We start from the raw sequence: 21,573 nt of genomic DNA, 5'->3' as shown, positions 1-21,573 counted from the left end.
TTGCTCGAAAGGAGTATCCGATGACGGCGGCGCCTGGCGCCTGGGTGGGGGTGCCATGCACCGCAATTGCCTGCATGGTAAACCATCGCGCTGGCAGAGCGAAGTCCGGGGCGTTCGCCTGGCGCTTTAATGGGCAGTGGGCGTTGTCCGTGAGCCTGGTCATCCCATCGGTCCGGCTCAGGGCTGGGGAAAGTGAGGAGTCAGGGTATTGAGGTCCAGCAGGGTGAAGTAGCCGCCCTCCTCGGGATACCAGCCGCCGGTGTCGATGTAGTGGACGTTGCCAAGGCGCACCGGCACCCTCACCGGGGTGTGGCCCACCACCAAGGCGGCGAGATCCGCGACCCCGCTCTCGTCCAGCCGTTCGATACGGCGCCTTGACCAGAGGCAGACGTTCTTGATGGCCCGAAGCCGTCCGCCGCTCACCCCTGCATCGAGTTGGTCCAGCAGCCCCTGCCAGGAGGAGAAGGGGCAATCGGCGTGAAGCAGCCCGACGGGGCCGGCCGTGGTGGCCACCTCGATGGCCAGGGGCAGGCTGCGGTAGTGGACGGCGAACGCCGCCTGCTCGGCAGGGGTCAGGTGCTGAAACCAGCCGCCGCCGTTTCGGATCCAGTTCTCCCGATCGCAGCTCTCGTAACGGCAGACGTAGTCGTCGTGATTGCCGCAGACCGGGTGAAACCAGGGTCTGGCCAGCCAGTGGATCACCTCGCTGCACTCGGGCCCGCGATCCGCCAGATCCCCGACGCTGAAGAGACGGTCCCGGGCGGGATCAAAATCCAGGGTGTCGAGGGCCTGCTGCAACAGGGCGAAGTGGCCGTGGATGTCGCCGACGGCCAGATCGCGCCCCTGGGCGTTTTGGGGGAAGCGTCTTATCAGGGGGGAGGGTGTCATGGCGTCTCCTGCCTCTATCCCGGACGGGGATGTTTTGTCTGTCTGTACATAAGGTTACAGAAGAAAAGTGGCGAGCGGGCAGGGCCTGGTAAATCATAAGATTGCCCCCGTGAACGTGCGGCGTCACGCGCCGCCTGTGGGGGAGTCACTCCGGGAGGGCGCCTTGTCCGCCCGCTTTCGGAGCCTCTCTTTCTCCACGCTTTTTGACAGGAATCTTGAATGCGGCGTCAGCTGTTGATCTGGATAGGCCCCCTGTGCAGCCTGCTGCTGCTGGGGGCGGCCTTGACCGTCCTCTATCATTTGACCCACCTGTGGCACTGGCACGACATCCGCCAGGCCATCTGGTCACAACCCTTGCCGCAGTTGGGGGGCGCCCTGCTGCTCACCCTGCTCAGCTATGGCTGCCTCTGCTGCTACGATCTGCTGGCCCTGAAGGTGCTGGACAAAAGCCTGCCCTGGCAGCAGGTGGGGATGACCTCCTTCATCGCCTACACCTTCTCCAACACCCTGGGCTTTGCGCTGCTCACCGGCTCCTCGGTACGCTACCGGCTCTACTCCTCCCTGGGGCTTGGCACCGGGGAGGTGGCCAGGGTAATCCTCTTTTGCTCCATCACCTTCTTCCTCGGTCTGCTGGGCTGGGGAGGCAGTGCCCTGCTGCTGGGGCAGGGGGCGGCCCTGCTGGTGGACTGGCCCCGCTGGGCGACCGGGTTGTTGCAACTGGCGGGGGGCCTGGCCCTGCTGACGGTGCTGGCGTATCTGGTGTGGCCGGGGACCGCCCTGGTCTGGCGCGGGCACCCGCTGTTCCTGCCGCGCATCAGATACCGCCTGCTGCAACTGCTTATCGCCCTGCTCGACTGGATGGCCGCCGCCGCCGTGCTCTATGTGCTGCTGCCATCGGGCAGCGTGCCCTATCCGGTACTGCTCAGTGCCTTCGTGCTCTCCAGCCTGCTCGGGGTGCTGGCCCATGTGCCGGGGGGCATCGGGGTCTTCGAGGCGAGCATGAGCCTGCTGCTCACCCACTATCTGCCGGTGGACAAGCTGCTCGCCTCCCTGCTTATCTACCGCTGCACCTACTACTTCCTGCCCTTCCTCTGTGCCCTGCTGCTGTTCGCAGGTCAGGAGCTGCTGCAACAGCGGGCCCGCCTACACCGGTTGCAGGGAGTGATGATGGCGACCCGGGAGTTTGTGCCCGCCCTGGTGAGCATGGGCACCTTCGCGGCGGGCACCCTGCTGCTCTGCTCCGGGATGATCCCGACCATGAAGGGGCGCATCGAAGCCTTCCTGCAGGTGCTGCCCCTGCACCTGCTGGAGCTCTCCCATGTGCTCGGCAGCGTCAGCGGCGTGTTGCTGCTGTTGCTGGCCCACAGCCTCTACCGCCGTCATGACGGGGCATTCAGGATCACCCAGTGGCTGCTGGGGCTTGGCATGCTGTTCTCCCTGTTCAAGGGGTTTGACTGGGAGTCGGCCCTGCTGCTCGGGGGCTTCTTGCTCATCATCACCCCCTGCCGCCCTCTCTTTTATCGCAAGGGTTCCCTGCTTCACGCCCGCTTCACCCCTTCCTGGCTGATGTCGGTGGGGGCCGTGCTGCTGGGAGCATTGTGGTTGCTGCTCTTCTCCTACCGCCATGTGGAGTACGACCCCTCCCTCTGGCTGCACGTCTCGGCCCACGGGCCCGGGGCCGCCTCCCGCGCCCTGCGCGCCATGGGGAGCGTCATCGGCGTGCTGGCGGTGGTCGGGGTGGCCCATCTGCTGGCTCCCTTGCGCCTGGCCGTCGGCAAGCCGGATGCCGAGGCGCTCTCCCGTGCCCATGGGCTGGTGATGCGGGCAGGGGGAGGCCACGGCTACCTGGCCCAGCTCAGGGACAAGTCCCTGCTGTTCCACCCAAGCGGCGAGGCCTTCCTCATGTACGGGGCCGAGGGCAGCAGCTGGATAGTGATGGGGGATCCCGTCGGTCAGCCCTCCCTGGTGGAGGAGCTGCTCTGGCAGTTTCGCGAGCGCTGTGACGAGCACGACGTCAGCCCGGTCTTCTACCAGGTGTCGGCCCGTTATCTCCCTGTCTATCTGGATCTCGGGCTCATCCCCTTCAAGCTGGGGGAGGAGGCCATCGTGGATCTGCCGAGCTTCGATCTCGCCGGCAGTCGCCTGCGCAACCTGCGCCAGAGCCACGCCAAGGGCAAGCGGGAAGGGCTGCGCTTCGAGGTGGTGGCCCCCGGTGAGATTGCCCCCCTGCTGCCCGAGTTGAAGGGGATCTCCGACAGCTGGCTGCACAGCAAGCAGGGCAGGGAGAAGGGCTTCTCCGTGGGCAGTTTCGATCCTGCCTACCTCACCCTCAACCCGATGGCGCTGGTGCGGCGGGAGGGACAGATCGTCGGGTTTGCCAACCTCTGGACCAGCGACAACAAGGAGAGCCTCTCCATCGATCTGATGCGCTACAGCCTGGACACGGGGGCGGCGCCGGTCATGGATTTCCTGTTTGTCGAGCTCCTGCTGTGGGGCAAGCAGGAGGGGTATGCCAGCTTCAACCTGGGGATGGCCCCCATGTCAGGCTTCAACGACAACCCCCTCGGCGGTTACTGGGCCCGCCTTGGCAACACCCTGTTCACCCGGGGCAGCCGTTTCTACAACTTCCAGGGATTGCGGCGTTACAAGGAGAAGTTCGGCCCAAGGTGGGAGCCCCGCTACCTGCTCTGTACCGGTCATCTGGTGCTGCCCCGCACCCTGACTCACCTCGTCTCCCTCATCAGTCGCGGCCCCTTCGGGCTCATGAAGAAATAGGAGTTGGCCCATGAGAGCCATGTTGTTGCTGTTGATTTGCTGTTTCGTCTCCTCGTTCACCTTGACGGCGGTGGCCGCCCAGCCGGGCCGGGTCGGCGCGGATCTGGGGCTGGTGGAGTTGCCGGTGGCGCAAGCATCGTCTGCCCCCATGGTGGTCTTCATGAGCGGGGATGGCGGCTGGGCGGCGCTGGACAAGGGGCTCAGCGCCCAGTTGCAGGCCCACGGCATGCCGGTGGTGGGCTGGAGCTCGCTCTCCTATTACTGGAAGAAGAAGACGCCGGAGCAGGCGACGGCGGATCTGGTGCGCATCCTCACCGAGTACCAGTCCCGTTGGGGGCGTCAGCGCTGGTTGCTGGTGGGCTTCTCCTTTGGCGCCGAGATAGTGCCCTTCGTCATCAATCGTCTGCCGCCAGCCTATCGCGACAGCCTGGCGGGGGCCGTGATGCTCTCCCCCTCGACGGCGTCGGATTTCGAGATCCACGTCAGCGACATGGTGGTGCACGACAAGGGGGGCCGCTATCCCACCCTGCCGGAGGTGATACGCATTCAGACTCTGCCGCTGCTCTGCGTGCAGGGGGCGGAGGACAACTCCCCGGTCAAACTCTGTCCGCGCTTGCAGCAGCCGAACGTGACGACGGTGACCCTGCCGGGCTCCCACCACTTCGACGACAACTACCAGACCCTGTATCAGCAGATTGCCGGGCACCTGGGCCTGGCCCAATAACGGCGAGAGGCTGGGAAAACGACACAGGGCGGCTAATGGCCGCCCTGTTGCCGTGGCCCCTTGCAACTGTCCAGGGGGCTGGCATGCCGGGATCAGAGCAGATCTTCGAGCTGGTACTTCTTGAGCAGGGTGTTGAAGGTGCCGTCGGCCTTGACGCTCTCGATGGCGGCATCGAAGCGGGCCTTGAGCTTGTCATCGTGTTTGCGAAGGGCCACCGCCACCCCTTCTCCCAGGATCTTGTCCTGGGTGCCGTTGAACTGGGGACCGACGAAGGCGAACTGCTTGCCCATCTCCTTGTCGAGGAAGCCCACCTTCAACTGCACCATGTTGCCGAAGGTGTAGTCGGCGCGGCCGGACTGCAGATCCAGCATGGGGGACTGGGCATTGACGTAGCGCTTGATCTTGGCCACCTCGCCATAGCGGGCGGTGACGAAGTTGTCCTGGGGGGTGCCCTCCTGCACCGCGATCACCTTGCCCTTGAAGTGGGCCGGATCGTCTGCAAAGTCGGCGGCCTTGTCGCTGCGCCCCACGAAGCGGTTCTGCATCATGTAGTAGACCTGGCTGAAGTCCACTTTCTGGCGCCGCTCGTCGGTGATGTTCATGGAGGACATGATGGCGTCGTACTTGCGCACCTGCAGGCCGGGCAGCAGGGCATCCCAGGGCTGGTTGATCACCTCGCACTCGGTCTTCATGGCCGCGCACAGGGCATAGGCCAGATCGACCTCGAAGCCGCCGAGCTGGCCGTTGCTGTCGACCATCTCGAAGGGGGGATAGGTGGCATCGGTGGCGATCACCAGGGGTTTGGCGGCGGCCTGGCCGGCGGTGGCCAGGGCCATCAGCATCATCAGTGTGTTGAGTTTCATGGTCAGTCCCTTGAAGTGTGGTGTCATTCCTAGCGTGCTAAAGGGTGCCGGCCTCAAGGGCCGACGGCTATCTTGCGATGGGTGAGGGCCGGCAACTGGCTGCGCACCGTGCGCTGTGCCGCCAGATCCAGGGTGGCGATGGCCATGCCCTGACCCTCCTCTACCTGGGCCAGTATCCGGCCCCAGGGATCGATGATCATGCTGTGGCCGAAGGTGCGCCGCCCACCGGGGTGGTGTCCCCCCTGGGCACTGGCGAACACGAAGGCAAGGTTCTCTACCGCCCGGGCCCGCAGCAGCAGCGCCCAGTGCGCGAGCCCGGTGGTGTGGGTGAAGGCCGCGGGCAGGGCGATGAAATCGGGGGCGGGCCCCAGGCGAAACAGCTCAGGGAAGCGCAGGTCGTAGCAGATCCCGAGGCGCAGCACGCCCCAGGGCAGGGGATGGCTCACCACCTCCCGGCCCGGGGTCATGGTCGCGGCCTCGTCATACTGCTCCTGTCCGGTGCAAAAGCCAAACAGGTGCAGCTTGTCGTAGCGGCTTGCGAGCTGCCCTTGGGGGTCGATGAGCAGGCTGCTGTTGTGCATCTTGCCGGGCTCGTGGCTGGCAAGCGGCAATGTGCCGGCCAGGATCCAGACTCCGAGCTCCCGAGCCAGCCTCTGTACCCAGGCAAGCAGGGGGTGATCGCCAACGGGGGCGGCCAGGGCCACCCGCGCCCGCTCGTCAACCGGCATCAGGTAGAAGTATTCGGGCAGCAGGGCCAGCTCGGCCCCCTCGGCCGCGGCCTGACGCAGCAGCGCCTCGGCCTGGGCCAGGTTGTGGTCAAGGTCATCCCCGGAGACCATCTGGAGGACGGCAACGCGCAGTGAATCCATGGTGCCCCCTAGACGCCGCACAGGCGCTCGGCGCCCGCCAGCAGGGTGTCGTCATCCTTGGAGAAGGAGAGACGGATGACTCTTTGATCCGTGCCGTCGTGATAGAAGGCGGAGACCGGAATGGTGGCGACCCCGTGATCGCGGATGAGCCGCTGCACGAACAGGCTGTCCGGCTCGTCGCTTACCCGCTCGTAGCTTGCCAGCATGAAGAAGCTGCCCGCCGAGGGGAGCAGGGTCAGGCGCGAACCGGCCAGGGCCGTGGCGAGCAGGTCGCGCTTGCGCTGGTAGAAGGCTGCCAGCCCCTGATAGTGGGCCGGTTGCTGCAACAGGTGGGCGAAGCCGTACTGCATGGGGGTGTCGGCGGCGAACATGGCGAACTGGTGCACCTTGCGGATCTCCTCCATCAGGGGACGGGGAGCCACGCAGTAGCCCACCCGCCAGCCGGTGACGTGGAAGGTCTTGCCGAAGGAGAAGACGGCGACGGCGCGCTCCACCAGCTCCGGATAGCGGATGACGCTCTGGTGCAGAGCGCCGTCGAACACCACGTGCTCGTACACCTCGTCCGAGAGGATCAGGATGTCGGTGCCGCGCACCAGGCGGGCGAGGCGCTCCTGATCCCCTGCCTGCCAGACGGTGCCGGTGGGGTTGTGGGGGGTGTTGAGCACTATCATGCGGGTGCGGGGGGTGATGCGGGCGGCCACCTCGTCCCAGGGAATGGCGAAATCCGGCGCCTTGAGGGCGATCACCACAGGGGTGGCTCCCTGCAACTGGATCATGGGGCGGTAGCTGTCAAACGCCGGCTCGAACATGATCACCTCGTCGCCGGGGTGAACCAGGGCGGTGATGGCGCAGAACAGGGCTTCGCTTGCGCTGGCGGTGATGGTGATCTCCTCGCCCGCATCATAGTGATGGCCGTAGCTGGCTGCAATCTTGGCTACCAGTTGTTCGCGCAGGGCAGGCAGCCCCGTCATGGGGGCGTACTGGTTTTCACCGGCCAGCATGGCCTCGTGGGTCACCCGGATGAGTTCGGGATCGCAGGGGAAGCTCGGCGCCCCCTGGGAGAGGTTGATGCTGGGGTGGCGGGCGGCCAGATCCCCGATCACGGTGAAGATGGTGGTGCCCACCTGGGGCAGTTTGCTGGAAACCTGGGGGATGGACATGGCGCCGTCACCTGCGTGTGTGAAAGAGGTCCCTTTTTAGCCCCCCCAAGGCTTGCCGGACAACGGATTATTCGGCATGGTATGCATGAGTTTTTCTCAAGCATGGAGGCTTGTCATGTTGTCCACCCAGCCGCGTACTCAGTTGCCTCTCTATGGCCTGCAGGTCTTCGAGTGTTCTGCCCGCCATCTGAGTTTTACCCTGGCCGCCGACGAGCTGTGTGTGAGCCAGGGGGCGGTGAGCAAGCAGATCGCCCAGCTGGAGGCGCGCCTGGGCCACCTGCTGTTCGTGCGTGGCACCCGTTGTCTCACCTTGACCCCCGCCGCCGAGCGGCTGCTGCCTTTCGTTCGTGAAGGGCTGGCCCGCATGGGGGAGGGGCTCAGCGCCTTGCAGGCCCTGCCCCACGAGCAGGCGATCAGCATCAAGGTGCCCTCCTGCGCCAGCCGCTGGCTGCTGCGGCGGTTGCAGGCGTTCGAGGGGGAGGCGGTGGAGGTGCGTGGCAGCCACAGCCATGGCATCGACTTCTCCCGGGAGCCCTTCGATCTCGCCATCGTCTACCAGCCCTGTCTGGGGCGTTATCCCCACAGCCAGCCCCTGTTTCGGGAACGGCTGACCCCGGTCTGCGCCCCGGCGTTTGCTGCCAAGCATCGACTGTTCGAGCGCGACCTGAACGAGCTGCCCCTGCTGCCCCTCATCCATGCCAGCGCCGATAGGCGGGACTGGCGCAACTGGTTTGCCGCCTTCCTCGACATCCCCTGGCAGCCCCAGGGGGGGCAGCTGTTCGATACCCTGGACTTGGCGATGAATGCCGCCTTGCAGGGGTTTGGCCTCTCTCTCGGGGATCCCACCATAGTGGCCGAGGAGCTGGAGAGCGGCGCCCTGGTCGCTCCCTTTGCCCCCGTGCTGGAGACGGATCACGAATACGCCCTGCTCGCCCGGCCTGACAGCCAGCGCCACGGGGTGCAGCGGGTCTGTCACTGGCTGCTGGAGGGGGAGGGTCATCCCTGAGGGGACGCGAAATGAAACAGCCCCGCGGGCGGGGCTGTTGTCATGGTGATGGCCGCTGGCCGATTAAAGGGTCACTGGCAGATCTTGTAGTAGACCTCGTTCCAGCGCAGTTGCTCCTTGAGCGCGGGGATGCGGGTGTGCTCGTCGATGACCACAAACTCGATGCCCATGATGTCGGCGAAGGTGCGCAGCTGCTCGATGTCCACCGCCTGGGTGAACACCGAGTGGTGGGCGGCGCCCGCCAGGATCCAGGCCTCGGCGCTGGTCTGCAGGTCCGGCAGGGGTTTCCACAGGGCGCTGGCCACCGGGAGTTTCGGCATGGCCTCTGGCAGGTCCACCACTTCCAGCTGATTGACCACCAGACGGAAGCGGTTGCCGAGATCGATGAGGCTGGCGTTGACCGCCTTGCCCGCCGGGGCCGCGAACAGCAGGCGGGCCGGATCGGCCTTCTTGCCTATGCCTAAATGCTGGGCGTCCAGCACGGGTTTGCCTGCGGCGATGGAGGGGCAGACTTCCAGCATGTGGGCTCCCAGCACCAGGTTGTTGCCCGCTTCCAGATGGTAGGTGTAGTCCTCCATGAAGGAGGCGCCCCCCGCAAGGCCTGCACCCATCACTTTCAGGGTGCGCAAGAGGGCCGCGGTCTTCCAGTCCCCTTCTGCCCCAAAACCGAAGCCTTGCTCCATCAGGCGCTGGCAGGCGAGGCCCGGCAGCTGGTGCAGACCATAGAGATCTTCGAAGGTGGTGGTGAAAGCGCCAAAACCACCGTCGGTGAGGAACTTCTTCATCCCCAGCTCCTGGCGCGCCGCCTCATACAAGGAGGCACGAAGCCCCCCGCCCGCCTGCACCGCCTCGGTCAGGGTGTAGGTCGCCTCATATTCGGCCAGCAGCGCCTCGATGTCGCTGTCGGGCACGGCATCGATAACCTTGACCAAATCGCCGACCGGGTGGTAGTTCACCTGATAGCCGAACTGGATCTGGGCCTCAATCTTGTCGCCCTCGGTGACCGCCACGTTGCGCATGTTGTCGCCAAAACGGGCGATCTTGAGGTGGCGGCTGTCGTGGATGGCGGCGGCGATGCGCATCCAGTTGCCAATCTTCTGTCTGGCCTCTTCATCCTGCCAGTGACCCACCACCACGGTGCGGGGCAGCCGCAGGCGGGCCCCCATGAAGCCGAACTCGCGTCCGCCGTGGGCGGTCTGGTTCAGGTTCATGAAGTCCATGTCGATCTCGCTCCAGGGGAGATCCCGGTTGAACTGGGTGTGGAACTGCAGCAGGGGCTTTTGCAACTGGCTCAGCGCCGGGATCCACATCTTGGCGGGGGAGAAGGTGTGCATCCACACCATGAGCCCGGCGCAGCGCTCGTCGTGGTTGGCATCCCGGGCCACCGCGCTGATTTCATCCAGGGTGGTACCGGTGGGTTTGAGCACTATCTTGAGGGGCAGGTTCGCCCCCTCGTTGAGCTGGCTGGCGATGGTGTGGGCGTGATCGGCCACCTGCTTCAATGTGGTGGCGCCATACAGGTGCTGGCTGCCGACCAGGAACCACACTTCCAGCTGTTTCATCAATTCCATGAGTTTGTCCTCTTTTAGGCTTTTGTCTGGCCGTAATAGGCGTGTTTGCCATGCTTGCGCTGGTAGTGCTTCTCCAGCAGGTAATCGGGCAGGGGGCGGGCCCCCGGGTTGATCTGGCCGGTGAGCCAGGCCATGCGGGCCACCTCTTCCAGCACCACGGCGTTGTGCACTGCGTCCTCGGCGCTCTTGCCCCAGCTGAAGGGGCCGTGGTTGGCCACCAGCACCCCCGGCATGGTGAGGATGGGGGTCTGCTTGAGGGTTTCGACGATGAGATGACCGGTCAGCCCCTCGTAATCCTCCTCCACTTCGCCCGGGGTGAGCAGGCGGGAGCAGGGGATCTCGCCGTGGAAGTAGTCGGCCTGGGTGGTGCCGAAAATGGGGATGGGGCGCCCCGCCTGGGCCCAGGCGGTGGCGTGGGTGGAGTGGGTGTGCACCACGCCGCCAAGCTCCGGATAGGCGCGATAGAGCACCAGGTGGGTGGCGGTGTCGGAGGAGGGGCGCAAGGCGCCCTCCACCTGCTTGCCCGCCAGATCCAGCACCACCATGTCCTCGACCCGCATCCGCTCGTAGCTGACGCCGCTTGGCTTTATCACCACCAGATTGCGCTCTCGGTCGATGCCGCTCACGTTGCCCCAGGTGAAGGTCACCAGGCCATGGCGCGGCAGATCCAGATTGGCGGCGAGCACCTGCTCCTTGAGGGTCTTGAGGTTCATGCCGACACCCCCCGGTTGTAGAGGGGTTCGGCGGCGGCGCCCCAGGCGAGGTAGCGCTGGTAGAGGCGTTCATACTCGGCGACCCGCTCAGGGTGTGGCTGGTGGGTGCGCTCCACGGCGCTCGCCATGTGGTGCTGGGCCTTGGCCACATCGGGATGGATCCCGGCCGCCACGGCGGCAAAGATGGCCGCCCCCAGGGCGCAGCACTGATCCGAGGCCACCACCTGGATGGGCCTGTTCATCACGTCGGCGCAGGTCTGCATCACGGTGGCGGACTTGCGGGCAATGCCGCCAAGGGCGATCACCTGCTCCACCGGCACCTGCTGACTGGTCATGCACTCCATGATGCTACGGGCACCGAAGGCGGTGGAGGTCACCAGGGCGCCGAACAAGTCGGGGGCATCGGTACCGAGGTTGATCCCCGTGAGGGTGCCCTGCAGGCGCTGGTTGGCATAGGGGGTACGCCGGCCGTTGAACCAGTCGAGCACCACCGGCAGGTGCGCCAGGTCGCGCTGCTGATCCCAGGCGGCGGCAAGGCTGGGTAGCAGGGCCTGCTTGTGGCGCTCGATGGCGGTGCGAAGCTCCGGATACTGGGCGGCGAGGCTGTCCAGGGGCCAGCCGAGCTGGCGCTGATACCAGGCATAGATGTCACCGAACGCGGACTGTCCCGCCTCCAGCCCCACCATGCCCGGCACCACGCTGCCGTCCACCTGGCCGCAGATACCGGCAATGGCCCGATCACCTATGGTGGCCTCGTCGGCGATCAGGATGTCGCAGGTGGAGGTGCCTATCACCTTCACCAGGGCATTGTTGCCGGCCCCGGCTCCCACCGCCCCCATGTGGCAGTCAAAGGCGCCGCCGGCGATCACCACCTCGCAGGAGAGGTGCAGCCGCTCCGCCCACTCCGGGGTCAGGGTGCCGACCGGGAGATCGGCGGTCCAGCTGTCGGTAAAGAGGGGGAAGTCGAGATCCTCCGTCAGCAGGGGATCCAGGGCATTGAGGAAGTCGGCGGAGGGCAGGCCGCCCCAGCTCGGGTGCCAGAGGGACTTGTGGCCGGCGGCACAGCGCCCGCGCTTGAGGGTGGCCGGGGCCTGGGTACCGCTCAGGATGGCGGGTACCCAGTCACACAGCTCGACCCAGTTGCAGGCGGCGGCGCGCACGGCGGCATCGGCGCGGGAGACGTGCAGGATCTTGGCCCAGAACCACTCGGAGGAGTAGATGCCGCCGATGTAGCGGCTGTAGTCGGGGAACTGGCCGCCGTGGCACAGGGCGGTGATGGCCTCCGCCTCCTCGATGGCGGTGTGATCCTTCCACAGCACGAACATGGCGTTGGGGTTGTCGGCAAACTCCGGACGCAGGGCCAGCACGCGCCCCTCTCTGTCGATGGGGGCGGGGGTGGAGCCGGTGCTGTCCACCCCGATGCCGCGCACGGCGGTACGCTGACTCGGCGTGAGCTGGCTCACCACCGCCACCACTGCCTGCTCCATGGACTCCAGATAGTCGAGGGGGTGGTGGCGGAACTGGTTGTTGACCGGTTGGCAGTAGTGGCCTGCCTGCCAGCGCGGGTAATAGACGACATGGGTCGCCAGCTCGGCGCCGTCCTGGCAGCGCACGGCGAGTGCCCTGACCGAGTCGCTGCCGAAATCGAGTCCGATGACGATGTGCTCAGACATAAGTGCTCCTGACCATCAATGAGGGGTGACTGGGGGGAACCATAGGAGATGGGCAGGAGGGGCGGTTAGCCATTGGCTGCTGGAAATATGGATTTTAACGCTGTCAGTGCGACAGGGTGACGGCTCTCTAAAATTCAATATGTGACGAAATTGCTAATTATATAGACGAAATGGCTGCAATCTCATGGCGTGATCCTGCTCTCCATTTTAAATTGTGAAAACGATTACAACTTGGTTCGCTCAACCAGCAACAACAATAAAGTCCTGTTTAAGCATGTTTTTATATGGCTGCGACTTGATTGACTCAACGAGCAGCACTGCGTGAATACATGGATTGATAGAACCGTTGGAGACATTCGCATGAACAAAATCGTTAAAGGCATGATCGCGATGGGGTTCGCCCTTGGTATGGCAAATTCTGCTTTCTCGGCCGAAGCGCTGAAGCTGGGCTACCTGGTCAAGCAGCCCGAGGAGCCCTGGTTCCAGACCGAGTGGAACTTCGCCGACAAGGCGGGCAAGGATCTGGGCTTCGAGGTGATCAAGATAGCCGTCCCCGATGGCGAGAAGACCCTCAATGCCATCGACAGTCTGGCGTCGAATGGCGCCAAGGGCTTCGTCATCTGTACCCCGGATCCCAAACTCGGTGCCGCCATCATGGCCAAGGCCAACAGCATGGATCTGAAGGTCATCACGGTGGATGACCAGTTCGTCAACGCCAAGGGCCAGCCCATGGAGCAGGTGCCACTGGTAATGATGGCCGCCACCAAGATTGGCGAGCGTCAGGGGCAGGAGCTCTACAAGGAGATGCAAAAGCGCCAGTGGGACGTAAAGGCGACCGGGGTGCTCGCCATCACCGCCGACGAGCTCGACACCGCCCGTCGCCGGGTCGAGGGCTCCCTGGGCGCGCTCAAGGTCGCCGGTTTCCCCGAGGGCCAGATCTTCCGCGCGCCCACCAAGAGCAACGACATTCCGGGGGCGCTGGATGCCGCCAACTCCATGCTGGTGCAACACCCCGAGGTCAAGAACTGGCTCATCGTCGGCATGAATGACAACACGGTGCTCGGCGGCGTGCGCGCCACCGAAGGGCAGGGCTTCAAGGCGGAGAACGTCATCGGCATCGGCATCAACGGGGTGGATGCGGTGAACGAGCTCTCCAAGTCCAGCGCCACCGGCTTCCTCGGCTCCCTGCTGCCCAGCCCGGACGTACACGGCTACAAGAGCATCCAGATGCTCCATGACTGGGTCGTCAACGGCGCCGAGCCTGCCAAGTTCACCGAGGTGACCGACGTGGTGCTCATCACCCGCGACAACTTCAAGGCCGAGCTGCAAAAGAAAGGGCTGTGATCCCCATCCCTTGATACCCATGCCGGCATGGCGGAGTGCGCCGTGCCGGCTGGCTGGAGTCATCTCATGAATCAAGTTCCATATCTGGAGTTTTGCGGCATCAGCAAGGAGTTTCCCGGCGTCAAGGCGCTGCAGAACGTCTCCTTCGCCTGCCAGCGGGGCACGGTACACGCGCTGATGGGAGAGAACGGGGCCGGCAAGTCCACCCTGCTCAAGATCCTGAGCGGTTTTCAGGCGCCCACCCGCGGGGTGGTGAAGCTGGCGGGTCAGGAGAAAGTGTTCCAAAACACGGTCGATGCCCTTGAGAGCGGGATTGCCATCATCTATCAGGAGCTGCACCTGGTCCCTGAAATGAGCGTGGCGGAGAACATCTACCTGGGGCAGTTGCCGACCCGGCGCGGCGTCATCGATCGGGAGAAGCTCTATCAGGATGCAGCCAGGCAGCTGGCACGCCTCGGGATGGATGTCTCCCCCGAGACGCCGCTCAAGTACCTGTCCCTGGGTCAGTGGCAGATGGTGGAGATCGCCAAGGCCCTGACCCGGGACGCCAGCGTCATCGCCTTCGACGAGCCGACCAGCAGCCTGTCGTCCCGCGAGATTGAGCAGCTGTTTCGGGTCATCCGCCAGTTGCGTGACGAGGGCAAGGTCATTCTCTACGTCTCCCACCGCATGGACGAGATCTTCGCCCTGTGCGATGCCATCACGGTGTTCAAGGATGGCCAGTTCGTGCGCACCTTCGCTTCCATGGCCGAGGTGGACCGGGATCTGCTGGTCAAGACCATGGTGGGGCGCGAACTGACCGACATCTATGGTTACAGCCCAAGGCCGCTTGGCGAGGCGGGCCTCAAGGTGGAGCACCTGATGGGGCCCGGCCTCAAGGCGCCGGTGTCGCTCGAGGTGAAACGCGGGGAGATCCTCGGCATCTTCGGGCTGGTGGGGGCCGGGCGCAGCGAGCTGATGAAGCTTATCTTCGGTGCCGAGACACCTCGAGGGGGCGAGATATCGGTGTTTGGCAAACAGGTGGTCATTCAGAGCCCCATCGACGCCATTCGCAGCGGCATCATGCTCTGCACCGAAGACAGGAAGGCGCTCGGCATCATCCCCATCCATTCGGTGCAGGAGAACATCAACATCAGCGCCCGCCGCCACCACGCGTGGGGAGGCTTCTGGATCAACCAGCAGTGGGAGGACGAGAACGCGAGGCTGCGGATCCGCGACATGCGGGTCAAGACCCCGTCTCCCCAGCAGGCCATCATGAACCTCTCCGGCGGCAACCAGCAGAAGGCCATTCTGGGGCGCTGGCTGTCGGAAGACATGAAAGTGATCCTGCTCGATGAACCGACCCGGGGCATCGACGTCGGGGCGAAGAACGAGATTTACAACGTGATTTACGATCTGGCCAAGGTGGGCATCGCCGTGGTGGTGGTCTCGAGCGAGCTGCCGGAGGTGCTGGGCATCGCGGATCGGATCCTGGTCATGCGGGAGGGGGAGATCGCCGGCGAGCTTTCCCACGACGAGGCCAACGAGGTCAAGGCGCTCAATCTGGCCATGCCGGCCCGTTGATCTGCTGACCGCAACGAGATAGCACCCGGAATTTTCAGGAGAAATACCATGACAACAACGACCTTGGTCGGCCAAGCCGCCAACGACACCGCGGCGAGCGGTACCCGCCTGCAACTGACCCGCATCTGGGATCAGTACGGCATGCTGGTGATCTTCGCCATCCTGTTCCTGCTCGCCTGCGTGCTGGTCCCCAACTTCGCCAGCCTGATCAACATGCGGGGGCTCGGGCTTGCCGTCTCCATGTCGGGTATGGTGGCCTGCGGCATGCTGTTCTGCCTCGCCTCCGGCGAGTTCGACATGTCGGTGGGCTCCGTGGTGGCCTGCTCCGGGGTTGCCTGCGCGGTGGGCATCAACGCCACCGAGAGCATCCCCCTTGGCATTCTGGCCGGTCTCTCGGTGGGCCTTGTCTTTGGCCTCATCAACGGCCTCGTCGTGGCCAAATTCAAGATCAACGCCCTCATCACCACCCTTGCCACCATGCAGATGGCGCGTGGGGTGGGCTACATCATCTCCGACGGCAAGGCGGTGGGCATCGTGGAGGAGGGCTTCTTCGAGCTTGGCAACTCCGCCCTGTTCGGCATCCCGACGCCCATCTGGCTGACGGCGGTCTGCTTCGTGCTGTTCGGGCTGCTGCTCAACAAGACCACCTTCGGGCGCAATACCCTGGCCATGGGGGGTAACGAGGAGGCGGCACGTCTGGCCGGGGTCAACGTGGTGCGCACCAAGATCATCATCTTCACCATGACCGGGCTCATCGCCTCGCTCGCCGGCATCATCCTCGCATCCCGCATGACCTCGGGTCAGCCCATGACCTCCATCGGCTTCGAGCTGGTGGTGATCTCCGCCTGCGTGCTGGGTGGGGTCTCCATGAAGGGGGGGATCGGCAAGATCTCCTACATCATCGCCGGGGTGCTGATCCTGGGGCTGATGGAGAACGCCATGAACCTGCTCAACATCTCCCCGTTTGCCCAGTACGTGGTGCGTGGCCTCATCCTGCTCGCCGCCGTGCTGTTCGACCGCTACAAGCAGGTGCGCAAAGCCCGTATCTGAGCGATGTCTTTCCTCGTCACCGGGCCGGCCTCGCGCCGGCCCGGTGTTTTCCCCGGCAAGCTGTGAGCCAGTTCAACAATTTCACAACGAACAGCTTGCGAACTTAGGGGGTTCCTACGCCGGATCTCTACAATGGCCCATGTCGACTTTTTTACCGAAACCCTGTTTTCCGCCATGTCCTCGATGCAAAAAGAGAAGCCGAAACAACTCAATCCCCTGCTGCCTGGCTACGCCTTCGACGTCTTCCTGGTCTCGGGGATGACTCCCATCGAGCAGGGGAGCGCGCTGGATTTCACCATCGACAGGCCCCACGGCATGAAGGGGTTCATCGTCAATCTGACCATCAAGGGCAAGGGGCAGATCTTTCAGGGGGACACGGCCTTCACCGTGGAGCCCGGCGACCTGCTGCTCTTTCCACCCGCGGCGGTGCACCATTACGGCCGGGCGCCGGATGCCCGGGAGTGGTATCACCGCTGGGTCTATTTCCGTCCGCGGGCCTATTGGGCTGACTGGCTCAAGTGGCCCCAGGTGACGGAGCAGGTGGGGCGACTGCAACTGGCGGACAACCAGCTGCTCACCGAATTCGACGCCCTCTTCCTCGACATCGAGGAGACCCACAAGCAGCTGCGGCCCATGTCGGAGCAACTGGCCATGAACCTCTTGGAGCGGTTGCTCATCCGCTGCTACGAGGCATCGTCCCAGAATGCCTATCCCGCCATCGATCACCGGGTCCACGAGGCGTGCCAGATCCTGAGCGAGTCCCTCTCGGCCGAGATCTCGGTGGAAGCGCTGGCGGAGCAGGTGTTCTTGTCCCCCTCGCGCCTCGCGCACCTGTTTCGCGAGCAGGTGGGGGTGAGCATAGTGCGCTGGCGCGAGGATCAGCGCATCATGCGGGCCAAGCTGCTGCTGCAGACCACGCCGCTGTCGGTCTCCACCATAGGCCAGCAGGTGGGCTATGACGATCAGCTCTACTTCTCGCGGGTGTTCCGAAAGCGGGTAGGGGTCAGCCCCACCGAATACCGCAAGTGCGCCACCCCGCTATGAGCAGAGCCCAGAGATGACAAAGCCCTCATGACGAGGGCTTTTGTTATCCATGAGGGGCGGATGCGCAATCAGCCCTGACGAGCCTTGAACCTGGGATTGCTCTTGCAGATGACGAACAGCTTGCCGCGCCGACGCACGATCTGACAGTCTGGGTGACGCGACTTGGCGGATTTCAGGGAGGCGAGGACTTTCATTGTTTCTCTTTTCCTTTGCTGAAGAACTGACCGAATCGCTGGCCGAAGCGAGCGACCTGACCTTCCTTGCCGACCTGCTTCTGTTTGCCGGTATAGAAGGGGTGGGACGCGCTGGAGACATCCAGCGTCACATAGGGGTAGGTGTTGCCATCTTCCCACTCTCTGGTGCGATCGGTGGCCAGCGTGGAGCCGATCAGAAAGTAGGTATTGCTGGCGAGATCGTGGAACAGAACCTTGCGGTATTCAGGGTGAATATGGGGGCGCATGATTGCCTCTGTTGTTATGTTATAACAAGGCATGAATAATGCGATGGATGAGAATCAATATCAACTGTTTTTTCCATGATGACAGCGATGGGGGAAAATCGGGGCCGTTCGGCTGCACATCGTCAGCGAGAAGGTGTGAGCGGTGAGGGCCTATGTGCAGCCACCATCTTTACTTTTTAAAATTACTGTATAAAAATACAGTTAATTATCATGGAGACGTACCCTATGCGCCTGGAAATCATCATCGACAGAAAACACCAGATCCCCACCTCGACCATGGAGGCCTTGCGCCAGGAGCTGCTCAAGCAACTGGGTGAGCGCTTTCCCGATCTGCATGTGCGGGTGGCACCGGGTAGTGCCATGGCTCTGACAGTCAGTCGCGCCAGCAAGGAAGACAAGGAGCTGGCCGAAGCCATGGTTCAGGAGGTGTGGGAAAACGCCGATAGCTGGATGCCGGAAGAAGAGGCTCTGGAGGCCTGAAGATAAGCTCTCAGCAGCAAGCATCGTCGTGATCTGCCAGGCCGAGAGGAGGAATCTCCAGCCGGATGATGATCCCTGTACTGGCTTTGCCGAACCGCTCTTCAAAACACGCAGCCATGGGCTGCGTGTTGCGTTGATGGGGGAGGCGCATGACCATGAAGGCGAAAGGCGAAAGGCGAAAGGCGAAAGGCGAAAGGCGAAAGGCGAAAGGCGAAAGGCGAAAGGCGAAAGGCGAAAGGCGAAAGAGTAATGTCTCTGGCTGCGCTCAGAGTCCCGCCCAACGCTTGAGGCTGTCGACCTGCACCCGTTGGGTGGCCTGTGCGATGTCGCCATTGGCACGCAGTGCCTTGAGGGCCGCGGGGAGCGCCGCGCGTACCTCGTCTGATGTCATACCCGGTTGCAATGCCGGGTGGTAGGCAAGCCTGAGCAACACGTAGTCGAGCCCGGTCAGAAAGCTGTCGATGCTGCTGTCATTGAAGATGGAGGGGAACACCTTGTCCGAGTCGTTGGGCAGCCCCATCACCTGGCTCAACTCTTCCACCACGCAATCCAGAAAACGGCCCTTTGCCCGGCTGTAATCCACCGGGATGATGATGGTGGCACGGGTGATCTCGTAGCGAGCGTTGGTGGCGAAATTGGCCAGGCAGATCCCCTCCTTGAGGGCGATGCGCACCGACTCGTCCTGGCGCATGGTGCGTGCAGCCCAGCTCGCCATCTGTTTGTGCCGGGTCATGATGAGGGTGAGATTGGGGTTGTCGTTGACAATCTCGATGGGGTGACCGGTGATCCTGCTCAGGTGACGGGTCTGTACCTTGACGACCTCGGCCTGCAGCGGCTTGTCGCCGAATTCGTTGACGAGCTTGAGACGCACGGGGCCCGGCCAGCGGGAGAAGTGCTCCTGTTGTTCATGGCCATACTCCCGTTTCATGGCGATTTCCATGAAGCTCTGGACAAGGTAGTCATCACGTTGCCAGCGTTCGGTGGCCGACAGCGGCAGGGAGAAGAGCCAGAGCATCAACCCCAGGAGCAACCAGTGCCCATGGCGAACGGGCTGGACAGGTGTGTGCCATGGGCGCATCTTGCCTCCTTGCAAGGGGATCAGCGGGCGGTACGCTCGATATCACGCCAGGTGAGCCAGAGCCTGAGATCGAACTCCAGTTGATGATAGTCCGGTTCCATGTGCTGGCAGAGCTGGTAGAAAGCCTTGTTGTGATCCTTCTCCTTCAGGTGGGCCAGCTCATGCACCACTATCATCTTGAGAAAGGCGGGATGGGCCTCCTTGAACAGGGCGGCGATGCGGATCTCGTTCTTGGCCTTGAGCTTGCTGCCTTGCACCCGGCTGACATAGGTGTGCAGTCCCAGGGCATCCTTGATCACGTTGATCTTGCCATCGAAGATCACCTTGGAAAGCGGCGCCGAGCTTTTCAGGTAGCGGTTCTTCAGCTCCATGGTATAGGCGAGCAGCGCCTTGTCGCTCTGGACGAGGTGGGTTTGCGGGTAGCGTTTGGCCAGCATCTCGCCGAGTTTGCCCGCCGCAATCAACTGCTGTACCTGAGCCTTGAGTGGCTCCGGATAGCCCCCCAGATAAGTCAGCTCCGCCATGATTCTTCCCTCTGCCGCAAAAAAGAGCGCCATTGTAGTCAGGATGGGGCGCCTTGAACATGGTCGGCCCCCTCTTTGTGACGGCAACGAAAAGGGGCCATCACCAGGATGGCCCCTTCTGTGTGCCTGATTAGCGGCGCCGGTACAGGCCCGGGTCCACCTCTTCATACTGACCTGCCAGATACTGGTAGAAGGCAAGGTGGGAGGGGGAGGTCGGCGTCTTGAGCTCCTGTGCCACCCGCTCCGGTTTGGCGATGATGAATTTGGGGTGTTGGCGCTGGATGTCAGCCAGCACCCGCTCGCGCACATCGTAGGGCGGGTTGACGTTGGCAAAGAACAAATAGGCGGAGGCCGGCTGGCGATCGGTCCAGAGGTAGTATTGCGGCTGGATGCCATCGACCCAGATCTTGTCGGTGGGGGTCGTCTCGGCGAGGATACGGTCGACCCTGACCTGGGCGGGGGGATTGAACGGCCTGCCCTTGAGATTGCCTTCCCAGGCGTTGTTGACCAGCAGCGCCAGCATGGCCAGCGAGGCGAGCCAGGGGGTGGCGCTTCGCACGTCCCAGGCGCGCCAGAGCGGGACCAGAATGAGCACGGGCAAGGCCCACAGCAGGCTGTTGCCGAGCACCTCGCGCACCCGCTCCAGAGACCACTCCTTGGTGCTCCAGCCGTAACCGAGCTGCTGGGCCAGCAGCCAGCTGGCGGTCAGCACCACCAGGGAGATGCAAAGCAGCCCCAGGGCATCGGATCGCTGCTCGCTTCTGTCCAGCAGGCAGGCGAGCGGCAGCAGGCCAAGCTGCAGATAAAGCACGTCATAGTGATCGAACACATGGCCGGAGACCGAGTTGGCGATCAGGGTGAACAGCACCCCCAGCAGGGTGGCGCACAGCGCCGGGAGATACCACTCCTGGCGGCGCCCGAGCATCAGCACGAGGAAGGCGGGCAGCAGCATGATGAGGCCGGTGCGCAGCAGACCGACGGCGCCCACCTCAGGAGAGAAGCCGTTGCCGTAGCTCCCTTCAAAGAAGATGCCGAAGGCGTAGTATTTGAACTCTGCCAGCACGTCGTGGTGCTGGAAGTAGGCATAGAGCGGGCCGCCGACGAGAGCCAGTCCAAGCAGGCTGGAAAAGAGCAGGGCAAAGGCGCAGCGCCACTGCTCGCGCAGGCACCAGTGACAGAAGAGCACCAGATACCAGGCCCCCCAGAAGGCGCCGTTGTTGGTGCGCATCCAGGCCACGATGGCGAAGGTGAGTGCGGCGACCAGAGCCGGTCCCCAGCTGAATCGCTTGTCCAGCAGCAAGGTGATGAAAGCCCACTGGGCGATGAGGGCCAGATGGAATGTCCAGTCCTCTGTCATGTTGCCGTAGTAGTAGCGAGTGCTGTAGAGCGCCAGCAGGGCCAGCATGCTGCCAAGTCGCGCCCGCACTGAGAGCCCGAGCTGCGAAAAAGCCTGCCAGCTCGCCATGAGGCCCAGCCAGCAGAGCACCCACTCCAGCAGCCAGATCCCGAAGAAGCCACCAAGGCCATAGCCCAGTGCATCGAGGGCGAAGATCATGGGACCCTTGATGTCGATCATGTCCCGATAGAGTACGCCCCCCTCGCTCCACATCTTGCCCATTACCGCAAACAGGGAGGCATCAAATCCCGGGGCCATGCCGTGGAACAGCGGATTGCGCAGACAGAACAGCAGAGCCATCAGTGCGGTGAGCAAGATGACCGACGGCCTGATCCCGGGATTGTGGCGGTGCGGGGTAAAGCGGATGGCGTGATTCATGGGTGACCTGTTCC

Annotated in this window: 20 protein-coding genes; 8 read left to right on the top strand and 12 right to left on the bottom strand. The window is 63.6% G+C overall.

Annotated elements, in window-relative coordinates; genetic code table 11:
• Positions 1-177: 177 nt before the first annotated feature.
• Entirely contained in the window at positions 178-888 is a 711-nt protein-coding gene (locus I6L36_RS03460) for a metallophosphoesterase (RefSeq protein ID WP_109113168.1), read from the bottom strand.
• Positions 889-1,107: 219 nt separating this feature from the next.
• On the opposite strand from I6L36_RS03460, the gene mprF reads away from it, so the two are divergent.
• Positions 1,108-3,663 (top strand): bifunctional lysylphosphatidylglycerol flippase/synthetase MprF, encoded by a 2,556-nt coding sequence (gene mprF, locus I6L36_RS03455; RefSeq protein ID WP_041211343.1) that lies wholly within the window; start codon positions 1,108-1,110, stop codon positions 3,661-3,663.
• A gap of 10 nt (positions 3,664-3,673) precedes the next feature.
• A complete protein-coding gene (locus tag I6L36_RS03450) occupies positions 3,674-4,387 on the top strand; it encodes an AcvB/VirJ family lysyl-phosphatidylglycerol hydrolase (RefSeq protein ID WP_109113102.1) in 714 nt (237 codons plus the stop codon).
• 92 nt (positions 4,388-4,479) lie between these two features.
• On the opposite strand, the gene I6L36_RS03445 is transcribed toward I6L36_RS03450, so the two are convergent.
• The 3 genes from I6L36_RS03445 to I6L36_RS03435 are packed head-to-tail and all read right to left on the bottom strand — an operon-like array spanning position 4,480 to position 7,279.
• Complete coding sequence (locus I6L36_RS03445) at positions 4,480-5,250, bottom strand: ABC transporter substrate-binding protein (protein WP_041211345.1); 771 nt, start codon at positions 5,248-5,250, stop codon at positions 4,480-4,482.
• A gap of 53 nt (positions 5,251-5,303) precedes the next feature.
• On the bottom strand, positions 5,304-6,119 hold the full coding sequence (locus tag I6L36_RS03440; RefSeq protein ID WP_041211571.1) for a carbon-nitrogen hydrolase family protein: 816 nt from the start codon (positions 6,117-6,119) through the stop codon (positions 5,304-5,306).
• A gap of 8 nt (positions 6,120-6,127) precedes the next feature.
• A complete protein-coding gene (locus I6L36_RS03435; protein WP_041211346.1) occupies positions 6,128-7,279 on the bottom strand; it encodes a methionine aminotransferase in 1,152 nt (383 codons plus the stop codon).
• A gap of 115 nt (positions 7,280-7,394) precedes the next feature.
• On the opposite strand from I6L36_RS03435, the gene I6L36_RS03430 reads away from it, so the two are divergent.
• The gene (locus I6L36_RS03430) at positions 7,395-8,285 is read left to right on the top strand and encodes a LysR family transcriptional regulator (RefSeq protein ID WP_041211347.1); all 891 of its coding nucleotides are present in this window, start codon (positions 7,395-7,397) and stop codon (positions 8,283-8,285) included.
• A 71-nt stretch (positions 8,286-8,356) separates the two neighbouring features.
• Here I6L36_RS03430 and araA read toward each other — a convergent pair whose 3' ends face one another.
• Genes araA through I6L36_RS03415 form a run of 3 tightly spaced genes read right to left on the bottom strand, consistent with a single transcriptional unit; the run spans position 8,357 to position 12,242 of the window.
• Entirely contained in the window at positions 8,357-9,856 is a 1,500-nt protein-coding gene (araA, locus tag I6L36_RS03425; RefSeq protein WP_041211348.1) for an L-arabinose isomerase, read from the bottom strand.
• A gap of 14 nt (positions 9,857-9,870) precedes the next feature.
• Entirely contained in the window at positions 9,871-10,569 is a 699-nt protein-coding gene (locus I6L36_RS03420) for an L-ribulose-5-phosphate 4-epimerase (protein WP_042863753.1), read from the bottom strand.
• On the bottom strand, positions 10,566-12,242 hold the full coding sequence (locus I6L36_RS03415) for a ribulokinase (protein WP_109112933.1): 1,677 nt from the start codon (positions 12,240-12,242) through the stop codon (positions 10,566-10,568). The genes I6L36_RS03420 and I6L36_RS03415 overlap by 4 nt, the downstream gene beginning before the upstream one ends.
• Before the next feature lie 360 nt (positions 12,243-12,602).
• On the opposite strand from I6L36_RS03415, the gene I6L36_RS03410 reads away from it, so the two are divergent.
• The 4 genes from I6L36_RS03410 (at position 12,603) to araC (ending at position 17,243) form a co-directional block, all read left to right on the top strand.
• Complete coding sequence (locus I6L36_RS03410) at positions 12,603-13,586, top strand: arabinose ABC transporter substrate-binding protein (protein ID WP_216986962.1); 984 nt, start codon at positions 12,603-12,605, stop codon at positions 13,584-13,586.
• 66 nt (positions 13,587-13,652) lie between these two features.
• Positions 13,653-15,149 carry an L-arabinose ABC transporter ATP-binding protein AraG gene (gene araG, locus I6L36_RS03405; RefSeq protein WP_109112931.1) on the top strand — a complete coding sequence of 499 codons (1,497 nt, stop codon included), beginning with the start codon at positions 13,653-13,655 and terminating at the stop codon, positions 15,147-15,149.
• A gap of 48 nt (positions 15,150-15,197) precedes the next feature.
• On the top strand, positions 15,198-16,199 hold the full coding sequence (gene araH, locus I6L36_RS03400; protein WP_124814455.1) for an L-arabinose ABC transporter permease AraH: 1,002 nt from the start codon (positions 15,198-15,200) through the stop codon (positions 16,197-16,199).
• Between the two features lie 132 nt (positions 16,200-16,331).
• A complete protein-coding gene (gene araC, locus I6L36_RS03395) occupies positions 16,332-17,243 on the top strand; it encodes an arabinose operon transcriptional regulator AraC (protein WP_109112258.1) in 912 nt (303 codons plus the stop codon).
• Positions 17,244-17,311: 68 nt separating this feature from the next.
• Here the strand turns inward: araC and ykgO are convergent, their stop codons facing one another.
• Complete coding sequence (gene ykgO, locus I6L36_RS03390; RefSeq protein WP_010674479.1) at positions 17,312-17,437, bottom strand: type B 50S ribosomal protein L36; 126 nt, start codon at positions 17,435-17,437, stop codon at positions 17,312-17,314.
• Positions 17,434-17,703: a type B 50S ribosomal protein L31 gene (locus tag I6L36_RS03385; protein ID WP_039040091.1), complete on the bottom strand. Its 270-nt coding sequence runs from the start codon at positions 17,701-17,703 to the stop codon at positions 17,434-17,436. The genes ykgO and I6L36_RS03385 overlap by 4 nt, the downstream gene beginning before the upstream one ends.
• 225 nt (positions 17,704-17,928) lie before the next feature.
• Between I6L36_RS03385 and I6L36_RS03380 the strand changes: the two genes are divergently transcribed.
• Positions 17,929-18,183 (top strand): DinI family protein, encoded by a 255-nt coding sequence (locus tag I6L36_RS03380; RefSeq protein WP_010674481.1) that lies wholly within the window; start codon positions 17,929-17,931, stop codon positions 18,181-18,183.
• Positions 18,184-18,448: 265 nt separating this feature from the next.
• Here the strand turns inward: I6L36_RS03380 and I6L36_RS03375 are convergent, their stop codons facing one another.
• The 3 genes from I6L36_RS03375 to I6L36_RS03365 all read right to left on the bottom strand — a co-directional run bounded on the left by I6L36_RS03375 (position 18,449) and on the right by I6L36_RS03365 (position 21,559).
• Positions 18,449-19,198, bottom strand: a complete 750-nt coding sequence (locus I6L36_RS03375) for a DUF2927 domain-containing protein (protein WP_109112259.1) — start codon at positions 19,196-19,198, stop codon at positions 18,449-18,451.
• 83 nt (positions 19,199-19,281) lie between these two features.
• Positions 19,282-19,785 (bottom strand): M48 family metallopeptidase, encoded by a 504-nt coding sequence (locus I6L36_RS03370; protein ID WP_010674483.1) that lies wholly within the window; start codon positions 19,783-19,785, stop codon positions 19,282-19,284.
• Positions 19,786-19,915: 130 nt separating this feature from the next.
• Positions 19,916-21,559: a hypothetical protein gene (locus tag I6L36_RS03365; protein WP_109112257.1), complete on the bottom strand. Its 1,644-nt coding sequence runs from the start codon at positions 21,557-21,559 to the stop codon at positions 19,916-19,918.
• Between the last annotated feature and the right edge of the window lie 14 nt (positions 21,560-21,573).

This window comes from Aeromonas sp. FDAARGOS 1406, assembly GCF_019048565.1.
Classification (GTDB): domain Bacteria; phylum Pseudomonadota; class Gammaproteobacteria; order Enterobacterales; family Aeromonadaceae; genus Aeromonas; species Aeromonas caviae.
Note: the sequence above shows the minus strand (reverse complement) of the source record. Positions and strands in the feature narration are given on the sequence as shown.